Source organism: Corynebacterium sp. HMSC22B11 (assembly GCF_001815965.1).
In the GTDB taxonomy this organism is placed as follows: Bacteria; Actinomycetota; Actinomycetes; order Mycobacteriales; family Mycobacteriaceae; genus Corynebacterium.
This window is the reverse complement of record NZ_KV823510.1, coordinates 16,828-34,555: the sequence shown is the minus strand read 5'-3', so window position 1 is coordinate 34,555 and position 17,728 is coordinate 16,828. Positions and strand designations below refer to the sequence as shown.

General features: G+C 66.9%; 14 protein-coding genes. 10 read left to right on the top strand and 4 right to left on the bottom strand.

All coding sequences use genetic code 11. From position 1 onward, the window contains the following. Window positions 1-514: 514 nt before the first annotated feature. From HMPREF3088_RS07960 to HMPREF3088_RS07935, 6 genes are read left to right on the top strand one after another with little or no spacing between them, the layout of a single operon-like run. On the top strand, window positions 515-3,886 hold the full coding sequence (locus HMPREF3088_RS07960) for a DUF4040 family protein (protein ID WP_070759234.1): 3,372 nt from the start codon (window positions 515-517) through the stop codon (window positions 3,884-3,886). Beyond that, complete coding sequence (locus HMPREF3088_RS07955) at window positions 3,883-4,401, top strand: cation:proton antiporter subunit C (protein ID WP_070759233.1); 519 nt, start codon at window positions 3,883-3,885, stop codon at window positions 4,399-4,401. The genes HMPREF3088_RS07960 and HMPREF3088_RS07955 overlap by 4 nt, the downstream gene beginning before the upstream one ends. Further along, window positions 4,401-6,167 (top strand): monovalent cation/H+ antiporter subunit D family protein, encoded by a 1,767-nt coding sequence (locus HMPREF3088_RS07950; protein ID WP_070759231.1) that lies wholly within the window; start codon window positions 4,401-4,403, stop codon window positions 6,165-6,167. The genes HMPREF3088_RS07955 and HMPREF3088_RS07950 overlap by 1 nt, the downstream gene beginning before the upstream one ends. Then, the gene (locus HMPREF3088_RS07945) at window positions 6,167-6,877 is read left to right on the top strand and encodes a Na+/H+ antiporter subunit E (protein WP_070759229.1); all 711 of its coding nucleotides are present in this window, start codon (window positions 6,167-6,169) and stop codon (window positions 6,875-6,877) included. Before HMPREF3088_RS07950 ends, HMPREF3088_RS07945 begins: the two co-directional genes overlap by 1 nt. Further along, the gene (locus HMPREF3088_RS07940) at window positions 6,878-7,156 is read left to right on the top strand and encodes a cation:proton antiporter (protein WP_070759227.1); all 279 of its coding nucleotides are present in this window, start codon (window positions 6,878-6,880) and stop codon (window positions 7,154-7,156) included. Window positions 7,157-7,159: 3 nt separating this feature from the next. Further along, entirely contained in the window at window positions 7,160-7,591 is a 432-nt protein-coding gene (locus HMPREF3088_RS07935; RefSeq protein ID WP_070759225.1) for a Na+/H+ antiporter subunit G, read from the top strand. Between the two features lie 90 nt (window positions 7,592-7,681). Here the strand turns inward: HMPREF3088_RS07935 and HMPREF3088_RS07930 are convergent, their stop codons facing one another. Together HMPREF3088_RS07930 and HMPREF3088_RS07925 are read right to left on the bottom strand one after the other, a co-directional pair. Then, complete coding sequence (locus HMPREF3088_RS07930; RefSeq protein ID WP_012361116.1) at window positions 7,682-8,107, bottom strand: organic hydroperoxide resistance protein; 426 nt, start codon at window positions 8,105-8,107, stop codon at window positions 7,682-7,684. Between the two features lie 52 nt (window positions 8,108-8,159). Next, window positions 8,160-9,719, bottom strand: coding sequence for a catalase (locus HMPREF3088_RS07925; protein WP_246818121.1), 1,560 nt, complete (start codon window positions 9,717-9,719; stop codon window positions 8,160-8,162). Window positions 9,720-10,005: 286 nt separating this feature from the next. On the opposite strand from HMPREF3088_RS07925, the gene HMPREF3088_RS07920 reads away from it, so the two are divergent. From HMPREF3088_RS07920 to HMPREF3088_RS07905, 4 genes are all read left to right on the top strand, one after another. Beyond that, on the top strand, window positions 10,006-10,668 hold the full coding sequence (locus HMPREF3088_RS07920; RefSeq protein ID WP_070759221.1) for an RNA polymerase sigma factor: 663 nt from the start codon (window positions 10,006-10,008) through the stop codon (window positions 10,666-10,668). Window positions 10,669-10,714: 46 nt separating this feature from the next. Continuing rightward, window positions 10,715-12,199 (top strand): TIGR01777 family oxidoreductase, encoded by a 1,485-nt coding sequence (locus HMPREF3088_RS07915; protein ID WP_070759219.1) that lies wholly within the window; start codon window positions 10,715-10,717, stop codon window positions 12,197-12,199. A gap of 3 nt (window positions 12,200-12,202) precedes the next feature. Beyond that, window positions 12,203-13,468, top strand: a complete 1,266-nt coding sequence (locus HMPREF3088_RS07910) for a ferrochelatase (RefSeq protein WP_070759216.1) — start codon at window positions 12,203-12,205, stop codon at window positions 13,466-13,468. Between the two features lie 133 nt (window positions 13,469-13,601). Then, window positions 13,602-15,065 (top strand): ABC transporter permease, encoded by a 1,464-nt coding sequence (locus HMPREF3088_RS07905; RefSeq protein ID WP_246818120.1) that lies wholly within the window; start codon window positions 13,602-13,604, stop codon window positions 15,063-15,065. 153 nt (window positions 15,066-15,218) lie between these two features. Here the strand turns inward: HMPREF3088_RS07905 and HMPREF3088_RS07900 are convergent, their stop codons facing one another. Beyond that, window positions 15,219-16,256, bottom strand: coding sequence for an aspartate-semialdehyde dehydrogenase (locus HMPREF3088_RS07900; RefSeq protein WP_070759215.1), 1,038 nt, complete (start codon window positions 16,254-16,256; stop codon window positions 15,219-15,221). Between the two features lie 109 nt (window positions 16,257-16,365). Then, window positions 16,366-17,631: an aspartate kinase gene (locus tag HMPREF3088_RS07895; protein WP_070759213.1), complete on the bottom strand. Its 1,266-nt coding sequence runs from the start codon at window positions 17,629-17,631 to the stop codon at window positions 16,366-16,368. Window positions 17,632-17,728 lie beyond the last annotated feature (97 nt).

Here is a 17,728-nt window from a genome sequence, read left to right as displayed (position 1 = left end):
CTTCAGATCAGTGTTGCAACGACCACTAGAACTTGAGTCGAAGCATCTGTTCCCTCCAATCGCCCGGCGAACTGTGGCGGACAGCCCACGCATCTGGCACGAATCTGGCATGGCGTTGCCCACGGAGAAGATCGCAGCACAGGCCACGGCCAGAGCGGCTGAATCCGAGCACCCGACACCGCGCCGTTACCCGTGTGGCAGATGAGACAAATGGGGCAAAGGGGGTCTCGTGTTGGTTCTCACACCCTGACTGATAGACTGAGAAAGTCGCATAACTGCTATCCGCATCACATTGTGACGCTCGAGCCTCCGGGTTTTCTCCGCATAGCGCGCCGTCACCGCGAGCCGCACCGCGGAAAGCAACCGATGCTCGCGCGCCACAACAGCCACCGGACAACGCAGGTCTGTGCGTTAGACCTTTGCACGCCGCGCCTCCAGGGTCCGCGACCAGCAGCCGCTGGCTGCGGGTCGCCCGGAGCCGCACACCGAGTCCTTAGTTGGGGTGTTTTAGCACGTGGCTCTGCTCGCGATCCCAGCCACCGTTGCGGTGGCCCTCGTTCTAGTTCCACTGCTGGTCAAAGTTCTCGACCGAAACGCGGGCTGGCCACTAGCAATCACCTTCGTCGCGCTGGCGGGGTACGTCCTCAAGCACGCGCGCGTCCCGATGGAGGGCGGTGCGCACCGCTGGTCAGCCACCTGGATCGAAGGCGCGTTACCCACCTCCGCCGCACACCCCGAGGGCGGGGACATTACCTTCGGGCTGACGATGGACGCGCTCAGCCTCTTCTTCACGCTGCTCGCCCTGCTCATCGGCGCGGTCGTATTCATCTATTCCACGCGCTACCTGCACCCGGGCGAGAAGATCCTCAGCTTCTACCTGCTGATGACGGCCTTCATGCTCGCGGTGCTGCTGCTGGTTTTGGCTAGCGACGTCGCCCTGCTGTTCATCGGCTGGGAGCTCGTCTCGCTGGCGTCATTCTTCCTCATCGCCCGCTCCGGCAGCTCTGGCGAGGCTGGCGCTACCCGAACCCTGATCCTGACCTTCGTCGGCGGACTGTTCCTCATCGCCGCGCTGGGCATCATGGTCGGTGTGACTGGTTCCACCCAGTTGGCCGACATCCTCGCGGACCCGAGCTGGGGAAACAACACGGTGCTCACAGGCGTGACCGCCGTGCTGATCGCAATGGCGGGATTCTCCAAGGCCGCTCAGATCCCCTTCCACTTCTGGCTGCCGGAGGCTATGGCCGCGGACACCCCGGTTTCCGCGTTCCTGCACGCCGCGGCGGTCGTGAAGGCGGGTGTTTACCTGCTGCTGCGCTTCTCGGGCATCTTCGCCGGCACGATGATCTGGCATTACGTGCTGATCATCACAGGTATGGTCACGGCGCTGATGGCCGCCCTGTTCGCCATGCAGAAGACGGACCTGAAGAAGCTCACCGCGTACTCCACGGTCTCCCAGCTGGGCTGGATCGTGGCCACCATCGGCGTGGGCACCCCCTTCGCCATCACCGCGGCGATCGTGCACACCGCGGCGCACGCGCTCTTCAAGTCCTCCCTGTTCATGCTGGTCGGTGTGGTCGACCACCAGGCAGGCTCCCGCGATACCCGACGCCTGGGCTCGCTGTGGCGCCGCATGCCCTTCACCTTCTGGTCCGCGGTCGTCGCCGCCGGCTCCATGGCTGCGATCCCCCCGACCCTGGGATTTGTTTCCAAGGAGGGCATGCTTACCGCCTTCCAGGAGGCACCGTTCTCCCAGGCCGGTGTCTGGGTGCTGCTGGCGGTCGCTGGCATCGGCGCCCTGGCGACGTTCATGTACTCCGCCCGCTATGTCTTCGGCGCCTTCGTCGACGGCAAGACGGACGAGTCCGAGACCCGCGAGGCCCCGGTCAGTCTCTGGCTGCCCGCCGCCCTGCCGGGTCTGCTCTCCCTGCCTGCCGTGTTCTTCCTGGCCTGGCCGGAAAGCTGGCTGGATAACATCGCCGTGGCCACCGGCGTGGGTGAGGCGCAGACCCACCTGACGATGTGGCACGGCGTCAACGCCCCACTCGTGATCTCCGTGATCGTGATGGTGCTGGGTGTGATCGGCATCTTCCAGCGCAAGGCCATCTTCCGCTGGTTCCAGCACCAGCCACTCGGCCCCTACACCGGCGCGGAAATCATCCACCTGGTCACCGAGTGGATGATCCGCTTCGGCCGCGTGGTCGCCGCCCCGGCCAACTCCATGGCCGCCAACCGCCACGTGTTCTGGATCCTGGCGATGTTCATCACCCTGGGGCTGTTCAGCCTGATCGGACCGGGCCGCCTGCACGGCCTCGGCGATCTGCCGGCCCGCATGGAGGGCGCGGACCGCGTCACCGACCTGATCGGCCTTCTCATCATCGGCGCGGCACTCACCGCCCTGCTCGGCACCCGCTCGCGCCTGGCCTCCGTGGTGCTCGTCGGCATGGTCGGTGTGGGTGTCTCCTTCATGATGCTCACCCTCGGCGCCCCGGACGTCGCCCAGACGAACCTGCTGGTCGAGCTGTGCGTGACCGTCATCATGATGCTGGTGGTCCGCCACCAGCCGCGCCTGTACCTGCGTGAGGGCGAGAACCGCGCCCGCTTCGCCACCATGATCGCCACGGTCGTGGGGCTGGTGACCTTCTTCGGCGTCTGGCTGCTGCAGAGCCGCCACCCACGCCCGGAGCTGGCGGAGTGGTACCTGGAGAACACCCCGGACGCCACCGGCGCAGACAACGTCGTCGCCGCGATCCTCGTGGAATTCCGTGGCTACGATACGTTGGGCGAGCTGATCGTCCTCGGCATGGCGGGCATCGTCATCGCCGCGATCATCTCCTCCATGCCGCGCTCCCCGAAGCCGGGCTACGGCCCAGGCTCGACCTCCGAGGCTTTCCGCGCACCGGGTCAGACCCGCTTCCCGGATGTCCACAAGGTCCCGGAGCTGGCACCGTTCTACTCCAAGAACCTGCGCTCCACCCACTTGAACTCGATCCTGCCGCGCATGGCGCTGTACCCGCTGATCCCGATCGTGGTCATCCTCTCGCTGATCACCTTCTGGCGCGGCCACAACGCCCCGGGCGGCGGCTTCCTCGCGGCCCTCGTCGCGGCCTGTGGCCTGTTCTTCTGGTACCTTGCGCAGTCCCGCGCCCGGAAGCTGGGCTCCGACAACCTGGGTTACACGCTCATTGGTATCGGCATGCTGCTGGCCCTGGGCACCGGCCTGCTGGGCTTCCTGCAGGGCTCCTTCCTGGCGCCGCTGCACGGCACGTTCCTGGGCCAGCACATGACCACCTCGCTGCTCTTCGACGGCGGCATCTACTTCGCGGTCTTCGGGCTCATCGTCGTGGTCATCAACCAGCTCGGCGGGCGTGACCGCCCGGGCAACCAGTACGCCCGGGCCAACCAGGATCGCTACATCCCGGCCAAGACGCACCCAGCCTCCGCCCAGCAGGCCAGCGAGTCGGCGAAGCGCACGGTGGCCGAGGCCTTCAGCCAGTCCCCCGTCGCGGTTCGCATCGGTGGGTCCAATATCGTGCTCAACCCCTCCGAGGTCAGCCGTGCCGCCCGCGAGGCGGAAGCCCGGCACCGTTCGGAGCGTGAGTCCGCAAAGCGGCCCGCCGGCTCCGTGAGCCCGATCCCGGAGGCAAGGCCAGCAGACTCCGCGGAACACGCTACCGAGGCAGAACGCGGTGGCGTCGTGAAGGCAAAGGATGCAACCCCCGCCCACCGGGAGGAAACCGACGCGGAGTTCAAGGCACGCAAGCGCCGAGAACGGCGGCTCACCGGCCACGACGCATTCGACCGAGAACTCGACGAACTGCGCAGCAAACGAGGCCAAGTAAACCCAGCACCCCAGGAAAAGAAGCGGAGAGGAGACGACCAGTGATTCTTGCAGCAATCATCGCAATCCTCGTCGGTGGCGGTGTCTACCTCATCCTCCAGCGAGGCATGCTCCGCCAGATTCTGGGGCTGTCCCTGATCAGCCACGGCGTGAACCTCATGATCCTCGGCGCCGGCGTGCCGGTGTGGCGCAGTGAACCGCTGATGAACCGCACGAGCGCCGCCGAGGCCGGCGACCCGCTCCCCCAGGCCTTCGTGCTGACGGCCATCGTGATCTCCATGGCCGCGACGGCCGTGATGCTCGCGCTGGCTGCCGTGGGGCGGGACGACGACACCGCCTCTGCGGAGGATCCGGAGCGCGCCGCACGCACATTCCGCGGGCTGTCGACCCTCTCGCGGCACACGGACACCGAGCAGGTGGCCAAGAACGCCGAACAGGCGGCGGCTGCGAAGCACACGCCACAGGCAGACACGCTGGGCGCACCCTACGGTAAGGGCGGCCCCCACGGTGCCGGTAGCGGCGACGGGAACAGCACTAATAACGGCAAGGAGGAGCGATAATGACGTCCCTGCTCCTTGCGGCTAACAACCCACAGTCCCCGGATGCGTTCGCCGACGGGGCGGTGCTCGCCCTGTTCATCGTGGTGCCACTCATCGCCGCCGGCCTGTGCACCTTCTTGCCCTGGGCGAAGGCCCGGAACCTGCTGGCACTGCTGGTACCAGCCTTCGGGCTAGCGACCTCCGGCTGGCTGCTGGTCCGCTTCGGCGGCGACGAGTCGGTCATCGCCGATAACGTCGGTAACTTCGTGGGCGGCGTGGCGATCCCGCTGGCCGCGGACACGCTGAGCGCCCTGATGATCTTCACCACCGCCCTGGTTGCGTTGGTGGCCAACTGGTTCGCCCTCGTCGTGGGCGAGATGCGCGCCCGCTTCTACCCCGCCCTCGTGCTGATGCTCCTGGGTGGTGCGTGGGGCGCGATCCTCACCGCGGACCTGTTCAACCTCTTCGTGTTCATCGAGGTCATGCTGATGCCGTCCTTCGGGCTGGTAGCGATGACCGGAACCTGGGGTCGCCTGGCCGCAGCCCGCACGTTCATCGTGGTGAACCTGGTGACCTCCCTGCTGCTGGTCTCCGGCGTGGTGATGACCTACGCCGTGGTCGGCACGACGAACCTCGCAGCCCTGGCCGGTGCCGCCGGTCCGCGCGGCGAGGCGGGCTTCGCCGATGGCATCTACGGCACGCAGTGGCAGCTGGTGGTCGCCCTCGGCATGGTGCTGCTGGCCCTGTCCGTTAAGGCCGGTGTCACCCCGACGCACACCTGGCTGCCGCGGGCGTACCCGTTCACCTCCCCGGCTGTGATGGCACTGTTCTCCGGCCTACACACGAAGGTCGCGGTCTACGGCATCCTGCGCGTCTACATGACCGTCTTCGAGGGTGACGCCCGCTACGCGTGGGCGATCCTCGTCATCATGGTCCTGGGCATGTTCATCGGCGGCTTCGCAGGCCTGTCGGAGAACACGATCCGCGGGGTGTTGGCCTACCAGATGGTCAACGGCATCCCGTACATGCTGATCCCGCTGGCCTTCCTCACCGCCCGCCCGACCTTGGTGCTGGGCGCTGGACTGTTCTACATGCTGCACCACATGGTGATCGCCGCCAGCCTCATCATGGCCGGTGGCGCGATCGAGGAGACCTATGGCCACGGCAGGCTTCGCCCGCTGCACGGCCTGATGCGTCGCGACCCCTTCGTGGCGGCGGTGTTCGCCGTCGGCGCGCTGGCGATCGTGGGCTTCCCACCCTTCTCCGGCCTGTGGGGCAAGCTAGCGCTGGTCTTCGGCATCGCCGAGGACGGCAGCTGGAAGGCGTGGCTGGCGATCGGCACGATCATCCTGACCTCTATCGGCGCGCTGCTGAGCATGATCTACGTGTGGCGCGAGATTTTCTGGGGCCGCCCGATGAACCGCAACGAGGCGGACCCGGACCTGCGCATCAAACCGAAGTACGTGCTCCCGTCGGCCGCGATGGCTGTGGTTTCCGTGGTGATCTTCTTCGCCGCGGGCCCGATCTTCGCCGTCACCAACCGGGCGGCGGAGGACCTCATCGACACCACCGAGTATGTCAGCACCGTTTTCGACGCCAACCAGTCCGACGAGCTGGTGGGTGGTCCTGGCCCGGTCGGGCAGGTGCTGGATCCGGGTCCGTCCGGACTGGCGCACGTGCCGGGTGCGGATGAGCCGCAGGGTGTGTCCGAGGTTGCCGACGGCGATGCGGACGCTGCCGATAATGCCACCACCGATAACGCCGATGACCAGGAAGGAGCACGCTAATGAAGCCCTGGAAAGTCCCCTTCCACTGCCTGTTCTACGCGGGCTGGCTGGTCGGCCAGGTGATCAAGGAGTCGATCGTGATGATGATCGATACCTTCGGCACCGGCCGCCGCATCGCCCCGGTGGTGATCTACTACCCGCTACGGGTCCGTAAGGAACGCAATATCGCCGCCCTCGCGGCCTCCATCACCATCACCCCGGGCACGCTGGCCCTGGGTATCACGGGCCCGAAGGAGGTCGACTACGACGCTGAGCGCGGCGAGCGCTCCCTCAACGACGCCTTCGAGGTCAAGTCCAGCGAGTACGAGGTGCAGCACCGCGATACCGCACAGCGCTACCTCGCGATCCACGCCATGTACGGCCAGGATCCGCTGGAGCTGATGGAGGGCTTCGCCGAGATGGAGGAGACGCTGGTGCCGTCGGTGAAGGGCATCAAGCAGAACTTCGACGTCGACTCCCTCGTGGAGCGGGGTCGTCCGGGACCTCGCGGTTTCCGTGGTTCCCGCGGTGGCCGTGCCTCCGACGAGACGGTCTTCGACGTGGAGAAGGTGGACTCCACCCCGCACGCCGCGGCCTACGTCGCCGCCGTCCTGAGCGAGGACTCCGAGGACGGTGCGAAGGAGGACGCCCCGAAGCACGAGGACTACGGCTTCCGCGACCCCCTGTACCCGAACAAGTACCGCGACCAGAAGAAGAAAAAGGGGAAGTAGATGGAACCCACAACGCTGCTCTACATCCTGGTCGGCATCGCCGCGGCGATCATCGTCCTTGGTTTGCTGACGGTGCTGTACCGTGCGGTGACCACCAAGAACGACGGGCGTCGCGCGGTGCTGTCCGACATGCTTTTCGCCTGCATGATCGCGCTGTTCCTGTGCTTGAGCATCTTTAACCACACGGCGATTACCTACGAGGTCGCGATGTTCGCCGGGCTGTTTTCCGCCCTGTCGACTGGTGCCGCGGCCCGCATTATCACCCGAGGGAGGCGCTAAACCATGGCTGTTTCCACCGCTGCTACCGCTGCGTCTACGAACGAGCTGCTGTTGGCTGCATCCGAGCAGGTTGAGTACCAGGAGCCGAGCTGGTTCGCGGTCGTGCTGATCGGCATCCTGGCGATCACCGGCTCCGTGTTCGTGCTGGTGTCCGCCCGCGCGATGTACCTGGCTCCAGATGCGCTGAGCCAGCTGAACATGACCGGCCCCGCAATGGGCGTGGGTATTCCGCTGCTGATCTGCGCGAACCTGGTCTTCCACTTCGCCACCGAGGGCTTCGTGTTGGGCTATCTGATCCGCGCCTGCGTCGCGATCACGGCCTTCCTGGTGATCAGCTCGGTGGGCTCCTTCTTCATGGGGCGCGCGCTGCACGCCACCCACTGGGATCACACGGTGCCGCTGTCCGGTGGTACCCGCCAGCCGGACGCGAAGTAGCGCCGCTGCTCCCCTCCCCCAGATAGCGCGAAGGCCGCCCAGAGGATTTCCTCCGGGCGACCTTTCGTTGTGCGCTAGTTAGTCAGCCGCTTAGGCGACCTTGGCGACGACCTCGACGTCAGTATCGCCGCGCATCGCCTTGGAGTACGGGCAGAAGGCGTGAGCCGCCTGCACGAGCTCGTCGGCCTGCGCCTGCTCCACACCGAAGAGGGTGGCCTCGATGCGGGAGGTGATGCGGAAGCCCTCGTCGACGGAGTTGAGGGTGCACTCCACGAGAACCTCAGGGGCCTTGGAAAGATCCACGCCGTTGTCCTTCATCTGCTTCTGCAGCGCACCGTTGAAGCAGGCCGCCCAGCCGGCAGCGACGAGCTGCTCCGGGTTGGTGCCCTCGCCGGAGCCGCCGAGCTCCTTCGGCGGGCGGACGTCCAGGTCGATCTGGCGGTCCGAGGTGGCGACGTGGCCGTCGCGGCCGCCGCCGGTGGACAGTGCCTTCGCGTTGTACAGCGCCTTGCTCATCGAAAACTCCTTCGCTGGTTGCTTAAAACCTTGCTCTGCTGCCCGAGTGTACTTACTTGCTGGCGGTGAAGAGTTCCTTCACGCGAGCAGCCAGCTCCTCGTCCACGTGGCCCCAGTAGGTGTAGCACTGCTGTTCCACCTGCTCGGAGACACCAGCCATCGCGCCAGCGATGTTCTTGGCCAGGCGCTCGCGCTGCTCGTCGTCCATGACCTCGCGGACGAGCTGGTCGGCCTGCGCGAAGTCGTCGTCCTCTTCGTGGCGGTGGTATGCGCCGAAGGTCAGGTCGCCGCCGTAGTTCTCGTCGAACAGACCGAGCTCGTCGGCCAGGCCGGTGCCGGACTCCGCGCCACGGCCGAAGCCGTACTGGGACTCACCTGCGGCAACACCCTTCTGGACCACGCCGGAACCGTCGGAGGTGTCCTGGGTGCCCTCGCCGCGCTCGAATCGGTTCGGGGAGTAGACCGGGGTGTCGCGCGGCGGGAACTCGTAGGCCATCGCGCCGTCCTTGGTGTTGTACCGGTTCAGGTCCTCGCGGATCGGGCGGTTGACCGGCAGCTGGGAGTTATTGGCACCGAGGCGGTAACGCTGGGTGTCTTGGTAGGCGAAGACGCGGGCGAGCAGCATCTTGTCCGGGGAAAAGCCCACGCCCGGAACGATGTTCGACGGCGCGAAGGCGGCCTGCTCGATCTGCGCGAAGTGGTTCTCCGGGTTCTGGTTCAGCGTGAAGTGGCCGACGTCGATCAGCGGGTAGTCCTTCTGCGACCAGGTCTTGGTCAGGTCGAAGGGGTTCCAGCGGTAGTCCTTGGCCTCCTCGAAGGGCATGATCTGCACCTTCACGTCCCAGGTTGGGTAGTCGCCGCGCTCGATGGCGTCGAAGAGGTCCTGGCGGCTGTGGTCGAAGTCGCCGGAACCGACGATCTGGTTGGCCTCTTCGTCGGTGAAGGTCTTCCAGCCCTGGCGGGTCTTGAAGTGGTACTTCACCCAGAAGCGCTCGCCGGCGGCGTTGATCCACTGGTAGGTGTGGGAACCGAAGCCGTCCATGTGGCGGAAGTCGGTCGGGATGCCACGGTCACCCATGAGGTAGGTGACCTGGTGGGCGGATTCTGGGGAGCGGGTCCAGAAGTCCCACTGCATGTCCGCAGAGCGCAGGCCGTTGTTCAGTCGCTTCTGGGAGCGGATGAAGTCCGGGAATTTCACGCCGTCGCGGAGGAAGAACACCGGGGTGTTGTTGCCCACGATGTCGTAGTTGCCCTCCTGGGTGTAGAACTTCAGGCTGAAGCCACGCACGTCGCGCACGGTATCCGGGAAGCCGAGCTCACCGGCGACCGTGGAGAAGCGGGCCAACATCGGGGTGACGCGCCCCTTCTGGAAGAGGTCTGCCTTCGTGTACTGGGAGACGTCCTCGGTGATTGTCAGCTCGCCAAACGCACCGGATCCCTTGGCGTGGACGTTGCGCTCCGGGATGCGCTCGCGGTTGAAGGACTGGTGCTTCTCCACCAGCGAGACGTCGTGCAGCGCGATCGGTCCCTGGTCTCCGACGGTGGCGGAGTGCTCCTGGGTGGTGATGGGGGCACCGTTGTTTCGGGTGGCGTGACCGGTGACGGGGCACATGCCCCGGGATGCGATGTCCTTGGCGGTCAGGTTGCCAGTGTTCTTGTGGTCAGTCACGGTGGTCCTCCTTAGGGAATGTGGCTTCCTTCTCCCAGGCTGCCACAGTGGCGGAGACGTCGCCACAGCCTTTACCTATCAATCAATGTCTATACAATAGGCTAGGTACTATTAAATTGGCGCGCAACCATCACCCCTACCTATCGATGCATCACCGGTGCGCCGCTTCCGCATCCCAGCACGCAGGGGAGCGTGAAAACCGCAGGCCACTGCTAGACTGGCCTTTAACATGAGCAACTTCCCTCCCTCCCCCGCTGGCCGTCACGGCCACACCGCCGAGGTCGACGCACACGTCACCAACCTCGCGCTGCGTGCCGCCCGGGGAGATAAGGCAGCGCTCAACGAGTTCATCGCCGCCACCCACGACGACGTCTGGCGGCTGCTCGCCCACCTGGCGAACCCGGACCAGGCGGATGACCTCACCCAGGAGACCTACCTGCGGGTACTCTCCGCCCTCCCCCGTTTCGCCGCCCGCTCTACAGCACGCACCTGGATCCTTTCCCTGGCCCGGCGCGTGTGGGTGGACAGCATCCGCCACGACATGGCCCGCCCCCGCAAGTCCGCCGCCGAGTGGGAGGACGCCGCCGGCGACACCCCCGCCGCAGAAACCACGGGTGGCTCCAGCTGGGCGGAGTGGCTGGACACCCAGGACATGCTCAACTCCCTGGAACCGGACCGCAGGGAGGCTCTCATCCTCACCCAGATGCTCGGCTATACCTACGCGGAGGCCGCGAAGATCGCGAACGTGCGCACCGGCACCATCCGCTCCCGCGTTGCTCGGGCTCGGGCCGACCTGGTTGATATGCAGCAGGCGCAGCAGGCCCGCCAGGAACGCCAGCAGACCGAGGCCACCGGTTCCACCCGCCAGGGGCGGCGGCTGTGGCAGGCCTAGCGCTCGAGCCCGACGTCCTAAAAATTAGCGCGCGTACCCTGGGAGCATGAGCGAGACAGTCTTCGAGCAGACCCTAGATCACCCCATTGACCAGGTGTGGGGCGCGCATGCCACGCCGGGAATCGTCACTCGCCTGACCCCCGGTTTCACCCGCGTGCGACTGCTGCAGGAGGCCGGGAATCTGAAGAGCGGGCTGACCCGCATGCGTTTCCCCGGCGGCGTGGTGTGGGAGGGCAAGCACGACCCGGGGCTCTACCGCCCGCTCGTCGCGGCTAGCGGTGGGCGACCGGCGCACGTGGACTCCCCGGCGCAGTTCTCGGACGTCTGCGCGACTCCCGGGATCGGTTCGGCATTCGGCTGGCGGCACGTCCATTCTTTTCAGGACGCCCCTACCGGCGGCGGGACGATCTTGCGTGATCGGATCACCACGAACGCGCCCAGCTTCGTCGCAGACCAGCTGCTCAAGGGGGTTTTCGGTTACCGGCAGGCGCAGCTGGCTGGGGACCTGAAGCACCTGCAGCAGGCCCGGGGCTGGGCCGGGGAGTCCACCCGTGAGATGACGATCGCGGTGACCGGGGCAACCGGTGCGGTGGGCACGCAGCTGTGCGCGCTGCTGCAGCTGGCGGGGCACCGGGTGATCCGGCTGAGCCGGAACCCGCAGCCGCTGATCGATGAGGCGAATGCGCGCCCGGGTGGGGCGGCGGTGCAGTACCGGCAGTGGGACCCGCAGCACCCTGCCGAGGATCTGCTGGCCGACGTGGATGCGGTGGTGCACCTGGCTGGCAGCTCGATTGCGGGCAGGTTTACGGATGAGCACCTGGCGAAGGTCGCGGGCTCGCGGATCGAGCCGACCCGCAAGCTCGCGGAGCTGGCGGCGCGCACGGATCGGGTGCACACCTTCGTGTCCGCCTCGGCGGTGGGCTTCTACGGGGCGGATGCCTCAGAGCCAGTGGATGAGTCCGCTCCGGCGGATGAGTCCTCGACGCTGGGCCGGATCGTCCGGGACTGGGAGACCGCGACGGAGCCCGCGGTGGCCGCCGGACTGCGCGTCGTGCAGGTGCGTACCGGCCTGGTGATGGCGGCGGGCACCGCGCTGCTGGATCTGCTGACCGCACAGGCCAAGCTGGGCGGCGGGGCGCTCGGCGACGGGCGGCAGTTCTTCCCGTGGATCGCGATGAATGACCTGGTGGATATCTACCACCGGGCGCTGACCGACCCGATGCTGCACGGACCGGTGAACGCGGTGGCGCCGGGGATCGTGCGCAACCGGGAGTTCATGGCCACGCTGGCGGAGGTGGGTGGCAACCCGGTGATCCCGCGCGGTCTGCGGGGCAAGCTGCAGGTGCCGGTTCCGGCGGCCGGGCCCCGCCTGCTGCTGGGTGAGGATGGTGCCGCGGAGCTGGCGTTGGCGGATCAGAATGTCCGCCCCGCCGTGCTGGCCGATATGGGCCACGAGTTCCGCACGCCAGAGTTGGCCGACGCGCTGCGGCACGAGTTGGGGAAGAACCCGGCGCGCCCACTACAGTCTTAGGTTATGAGCGCTACGGATTCTGCTTTCGCTGCCGCACCGGCTGGCCGGTCGGCTCTGCTGTTCCTCTCCTTCGGCGGGCCCGAGAAGTCGGAGGACGTGATCCCGTTCCTGGAGAACGTGACCCGCGGCCGGGGTATCCCCCGCGAGCGGCTGGAGAAGGTCGGGGAACACTATTACGCCCTGGGTGGGCGATCCCCCATCAATGATCAGAACAAGCAGATCATCGCGAATGTCGAGGCCGAGCTGGCCAGCCGTGGCGTGGACCTGCCCGTGTACTTCGGCAACCGCAACTGGGAGCCTTATGTAGAGGACACGATGGTGCAGCTGGCCCGCGAGGGCTTCGACACGGTGTACGTGTTCGTCACCAGCGCCTGGGGCGGCTACTCGGGCTGTGGCCAGTACAACGAGGACATCCGCCGCGCCCTGGATGCGGTGCGCGAGGCTGGGCTTCAGGCACCTAAGGTGCAGCGCCTGCCGCACTTCCACGATCACCCGGCGTTCGTCGCTGCCTTCGCCGCTGCGGTGGACGCGGCGCGCGCGGAGCTTCCCGCTTCCGTTCAGGACGACGCCGACCTGGTGTTTACCGCCCACTCCGTGCCCAATAAGGCGGACGATACCGGCGGCCCACACAGCTTCGGGGGCAACCTGTACTCGGAGCAGGTGCTCAATGCATCCCGCCTGATCCAGGAGGCCTCGAGCTTCGCTGGTCAGCCGGGTTCGGGCGCGTCCCTGGGGTGGACGGGCCAGCTGGCGGCGGGCAAGCCGGTGGGAGGCCGCGGCGACGGCCCGGCCCACACGGGCGAGACCGCGGGCGTCGACCTGGGCGTGGGCACTCCCTATGACGTGGAGCTGGTGTGGCAGTCCCGCTCCGGCTCGCCGCACGTGCCGTGGCTGGAGCCGGATGTGTGCGATCACCTCGAGGCGCGCGTGGCGGCGGGTAATAAGCGCCCGATCGTGCTGTGCCCGGTGGGCTTCATCACCGACCACGTGGAGGTCCTGTGGGACCTGGACACGGAGGTCCGGGAGGTCGCGGAGGAGCACGGGGTGCCGTTCGTGCGGGCGGCCACGCCGGGCCTGGATAAGAGCTTCGCCAGCATGATCGTGGACCTGGTCGCGGAGGTCGCTGACGACGAGCTGCCGGTCACTGAGTTCACCGAGGCGCAGCGTGCCGCTGCGGAGCTGGTGAAGAAGCTGGGGACGGTGCCAAACTTCGGCGGCACCTGTGACGGTGCGCCGTGCGCACCGGGTTGCTGCGGGGCCCAGCGCTAAGCCGACCGCGCCGCGTGGCGCCGAGGCCGCGGAGACCTCGCAGCAAGCGCGGTTCGCCTACTCCCTGTTCGCCGGGTGGCGGGAGACGCTAGCATCGGGAAGGTCAACCTTCCCCAACCGTCATGAAAGGGTCGTGACGCACGAGATGGCGAATCCCTATAACCAAGACCCCACCGACCCGGCTGAGAATCCGGACGCGACCGGGCCCGCGAACGCTGATCGCGCCGCGACAACCGACAGCGCTGCCGCAGCCGAGGGCAGCGCAGCGACCGACGGTAACGCTGCGGCTCGCGGGGACGTCCCGACCGGCGACGTCGTCACTGAAGGCACCGCTGCTGACGACACTGTCGCCAACGGCACCGTCACCGACGGCGCTACGCCGGTGAACGGCGCGGTTCCTGCGAACGGCACCGCGGATGACGTCGTCCCGGGAGAGGGGCAGGAACAGAAGAAGCCCGCGGGACCGATGGCACTGTCCATCGGCACGGCGATCATGTCGATCGCAGCCATCGCGGTGATCTTCCTGAGCTTCCTGTGGCCCGCCCAGAATGCCGAACCGCAGAACATCCCGGTGGGCATCGCGGCCTCGGAGAAGACCTTCAATGAGCTCGACAGCCAGATGAAGGAGGTCGCGGAGCAGAACCAGCTCGTCATCCCCTTCAAGATGGAGCGCTACGAGGACGCCTCCGCCGCGCGCACCGCAGTGAAGAACAACGACGTGCAGGGCGCGCTGGTGATCTCTGACGAGCCGGATCAGGTGCGTGCGCTGCTGGCATCCGCGAACGGCCTGGAGCCTTCCCGGGCGATCGCGGAGTTCGCCCAGGAGGTTAACCAGCTGCCGGCGCAGCGCGCGCAGATCGAGGGCAAGCAGCCTTCCCAGGAGGTCATGCAGGCTGCGATGGCCGGCCCGGATATCCAGGACCTGGTGCCGATGTCCGAGCAGGAGCAGCAGGGCAAGACTCTGGGCAAGATGACGCTTCCGCTGGTCTTCGCCGGTCTGCTGCTGGGGCTTGCTTCGGTGGGGCTGCTGCGCGGCACTCAGCAGCGCGTGCTGACCCTGCTGGCGGGCTCGGTGCTCGGCGGCCTGATCGCGGCTGTTGTTACCGTGCTGACGGTGGGTTATGTGGACGGCAACCTGGTCTCCCTGTGGCTCTCCTTCGCCCTGGGCATCCTGGCTGTTGCCGCTCCGGTGGCGGGCCTCGGCTCACTGCTGGGCAGCTACGGGGCGTGGATCGGCGTGGCGATCCCGGTGCTGGCCTACCCGCTCTCCGGGGCGAACGAGCCGCGCGAGTTCCTGGGTGCGCTGGGCAGCCTCGGCGAGGCGCTGGCCCCGGGTGCGGCGACGAAGCTGAACAAGCTGCTGGTGCACTTCCCGGATGCCGCGCTGTGGCAGCCACTGCTGGTGCTACTGGCCTGGTCGGTGCTGGGCATCGCGCTGATCGCGGTGGGTCAGCTGCGCGATGAGCAGGAGGCCAATGAGGCTCAGCAGGTCTTCGGCGAGGAGGTTGGCGAGCCCGTCGGCGCAGAGGACAGCGCGCAGGCCGGCGTGGGCATCGACCCTGCTGAGGGGCCAACCACCAAAACGGACCGCGGTTAGCCTCTGCGAGACGCCCCTCGGGCAAGACAAAGGGAGCGACCTAGCATCACGCTAGGCCGCTCCCTTTCGCTATGCCCTGTTCACTAGAGCATGCCTCGGAGCACACGCCAGATATGGCGCAGGGCCGGGCGCTCGCCCGCGCCCGGCGGCGGGCTACTTATCGAGCAGCAGCTCCGCGATCTGGATGGTGTTCAGCGCGGCGCCCTTGCGCAGGTTATCGCCAGCAACGACGAACACGAGGCCGCGGTTGCCGTCGACCGCCTGGTCCTGGCGGATACGGCCGACGAGGGTGTCGTCGATGCCGGTGGCCTGCAGCGGGGTCGGGACGTCCACGACCTTCACGCCCGGGGTGGACTCCAGGATCTCGCGGGCGCGCTCGGCGGTGAGCTCGTTGGCGAACTCCGCCTGCACAGTCATCATGTGGCCGGTGAACACCGGGACGCGCACACAGGTGCCGGATACCTTCAGCTCCGGGATGCCCAGGATGCGACGGGACTCGTTGCGCAGCTTCTGCTCCTCGTCGGTCTCCCCAGTGCCGTCGTCCACGAGGTTGCCGGCCATCGGCAGGGAGTTGAAGGCGATCGGCGCCACGTAGGGGCCGAGGTCCTCCGCGGTGAAGGCAGAGCCGTCCTCAACGAGCTGCTCCATCTTGTCCAGGTTCTCGCGCAGCTGGTTCATCAGGGTCTGCACGCCAGCCAGCCCGGAGCCGGAAACCGCCTGGTAGGAGGAGACGTGCAGGTGGGTCAGGCCGGCTTCCTTGTGCAGCGCGCCCAGTGCCGGCATGCAGGCCATGGTGGTGCAGTTCGGGTTCGCGATGATGCCCTTGCCGGCACCCGTCTTATCGCCGGGGTTGACCTCGGAGACGATGAGCGGAACCTCGGTGTCCTTGCGCCAAGCGGAGGAGTTATCCACCACAGTCGCACCGGCCTCCGCGAAGCGCGGGGCGTGCTCCCGGGAGGTCGCGCCACCCGCCGAGAACAGAGCGATATCGATGCCCTTGAGCTCCTCGGTCGGCGTGGCGGCGACGTCCTCAACAACAATCTTCTTGCCACCAAACTCCAACTCCTTGCCTGCGGAGCGGGAGGAGGCGAAGAAGCGCACCTGGTCAGCGGGGAAGTTGCGCTCCTGGAGCAGGTCGCGCATCACCTGGCCGACCTGGCCGGTGGCGCCGACGACAGCAAGCGTGGTCACGGGGAATCAGTCCTTAAAAGATTGTTTTAGAGAAGTTCTTGTGGGGCCGCGGGGGCATTGCGGGGTACGGCATGCACCCGACGCCCCAACGGCCCCCCCAGCGTAGTGTTTAGCGGCCGGTTCCGGCGTAGACGGTGGCCTCTTCGTCGCCGCCCAGCTGGAAGCGGTCGTGCAGGGCGGTGACGGCCTTATCGACGTCGTGCTCGCGGATCAGCACGGAGATGCGGATCTCGGAGGTGGAGATGAGCTCGATGTTGACGTTCGCGTCGCGCAGCGCCTCGGTGAAGTCGGCGGTGACACCCGGGTGGGACTTCATGCCGGCACCGACGAGGGAGACCTTGCCGACCTGGTCGTCGTAGAGGACGTTCTGCCAGTCGCCGGACTCCTGCATGCCCTTGAGCAACTTCACGGCGCGGGCGCCGTCCTCGCGCGGGCAGGTGAAGGTGATGTCGGTGCGGTTGTCGTCCAGCTTGGAGATGTTCTGCAGCACCATGTCGATGTTGATCTCGGCGTCCGCGACGGCGCGGAAGATGCGGGCGGCCTCGCCCGGCGCGTCTGGGATTCCGACGACGGTGATCTTCGCCTCGGAGCGGTCGTGGGCAACGCCCGTGAGTACTGCTTCTTCCACTGGAATATCCTCCATCGATCCGGAAACTAGGGTGCCATTGTCGTTGCTGTATGAGGAGCGCACGCGCAGGGGGACGTCGAAGGCCCGGGCGTACTCCACGGAGCGGAGCATGAGGACCTTGGCGCCGACGGCGGCCATCTCCAGCATCTCTTCGAAGCTGATGTTATCCAGCTTCTTTGCATCGCTGACGATGCGCGGGTCGGCGGTGTAGACGCCGTCGACGTCGGAGTAGATCTCGCAGACGTCTGCCTTCAGGGCTGCGGCGAGCGCGACGGCGGTGGCGTCCGACCCACCGCGGCCGAGGGTGGTGATGTCCTTCGTCTCGCGGTTGACGCCCTGGAAGCCTGCGACGATGCAGATCTTGCCCTCGTCCAGAGCCTCGCGGACGCGGCCTGGGGTGACCTCGACGATGCGTGCGTTGCCGTGGCGCTCGGTGGTGATCACGCCGGCCTGGGAGCCGGTGAAGCTCTGCGCGTCGGCGCCCAGCGACGCAATTGCCATGGCCACGAGGGCGTTGGAGACGCGCTCACCGGCGGTGAGGAGCATGTCCATCTCGCGGGCCGGTGGCACGGGGTTGACCTGCTCGGCGAGGTCCAGGAGTTCATCGGTGGTGTCACCCATGGCGGAGCAGACGACGACCACGTCGTTGCCCTGCTTTTTAGTGTCCACGATCCGTTCCGCCACGCTGCGGATGCGCTCTGCTGATTCCAGCGAGGAGCCGCCGTATTTTTGCACGATGAGTGCCATGTAGTTTTGGCCCGCCTTCCCGGATGCTCGGAGTTGATTGGGGTGGTTTTTCTTATTGCCGTTGTGGGGCTTTTCCGTGTTACACAGATTACAGGAG

Bases quoted from the DNA above. Each gene is read 5' to 3' on its own strand.
- HMPREF3088_RS07950 (WP_070759231.1), top strand. From the start codon at position 4,401: ATGACGTCCCTGCTCCTTGCGGCTAACAACCCACAGTCCCCGGATGCG.
- HMPREF3088_RS07945 (WP_070759229.1), top strand. From the start codon at position 6,167: ATGAAGCCCTGGAAAGTCCCCTTCCACTGCCTGTTCTACGCGGGCTGG.
- HMPREF3088_RS07940 (WP_070759227.1), top strand. From the start codon at position 6,878: ATGGAACCCACAACGCTGCTCTACATCCTGGTCGGCATCGCCGCGGCG.
- HMPREF3088_RS07935 (WP_070759225.1), top strand. From the start codon at position 7,160: ATGGCTGTTTCCACCGCTGCTACCGCTGCGTCTACGAACGAGCTGCTG.
- HMPREF3088_RS07930 (WP_012361116.1), bottom strand. From the start codon at position 8,107: ATGAGCAAGGCGCTGTACAACGCGAAGGCACTGTCCACCGGCGGCGGC.
- HMPREF3088_RS07925 (WP_246818121.1), bottom strand. From the start codon at position 9,719: ATGTGCCCCGTCACCGGTCACGCCACCCGAAACAACGGTGCCCCCATC.
- HMPREF3088_RS07920 (WP_070759221.1), top strand. From the start codon at position 10,006: ATGAGCAACTTCCCTCCCTCCCCCGCTGGCCGTCACGGCCACACCGCC.
- HMPREF3088_RS07915 (WP_070759219.1), top strand. From the start codon at position 10,715: ATGAGCGAGACAGTCTTCGAGCAGACCCTAGATCACCCCATTGACCAG.
- HMPREF3088_RS07910 (WP_070759216.1), top strand. From the start codon at position 12,203: ATGAGCGCTACGGATTCTGCTTTCGCTGCCGCACCGGCTGGCCGGTCG.
- HMPREF3088_RS07895 (WP_070759213.1), bottom strand. From the start codon at position 17,631: ATGGCACTCATCGTGCAAAAATACGGCGGCTCCTCGCTGGAATCAGCA.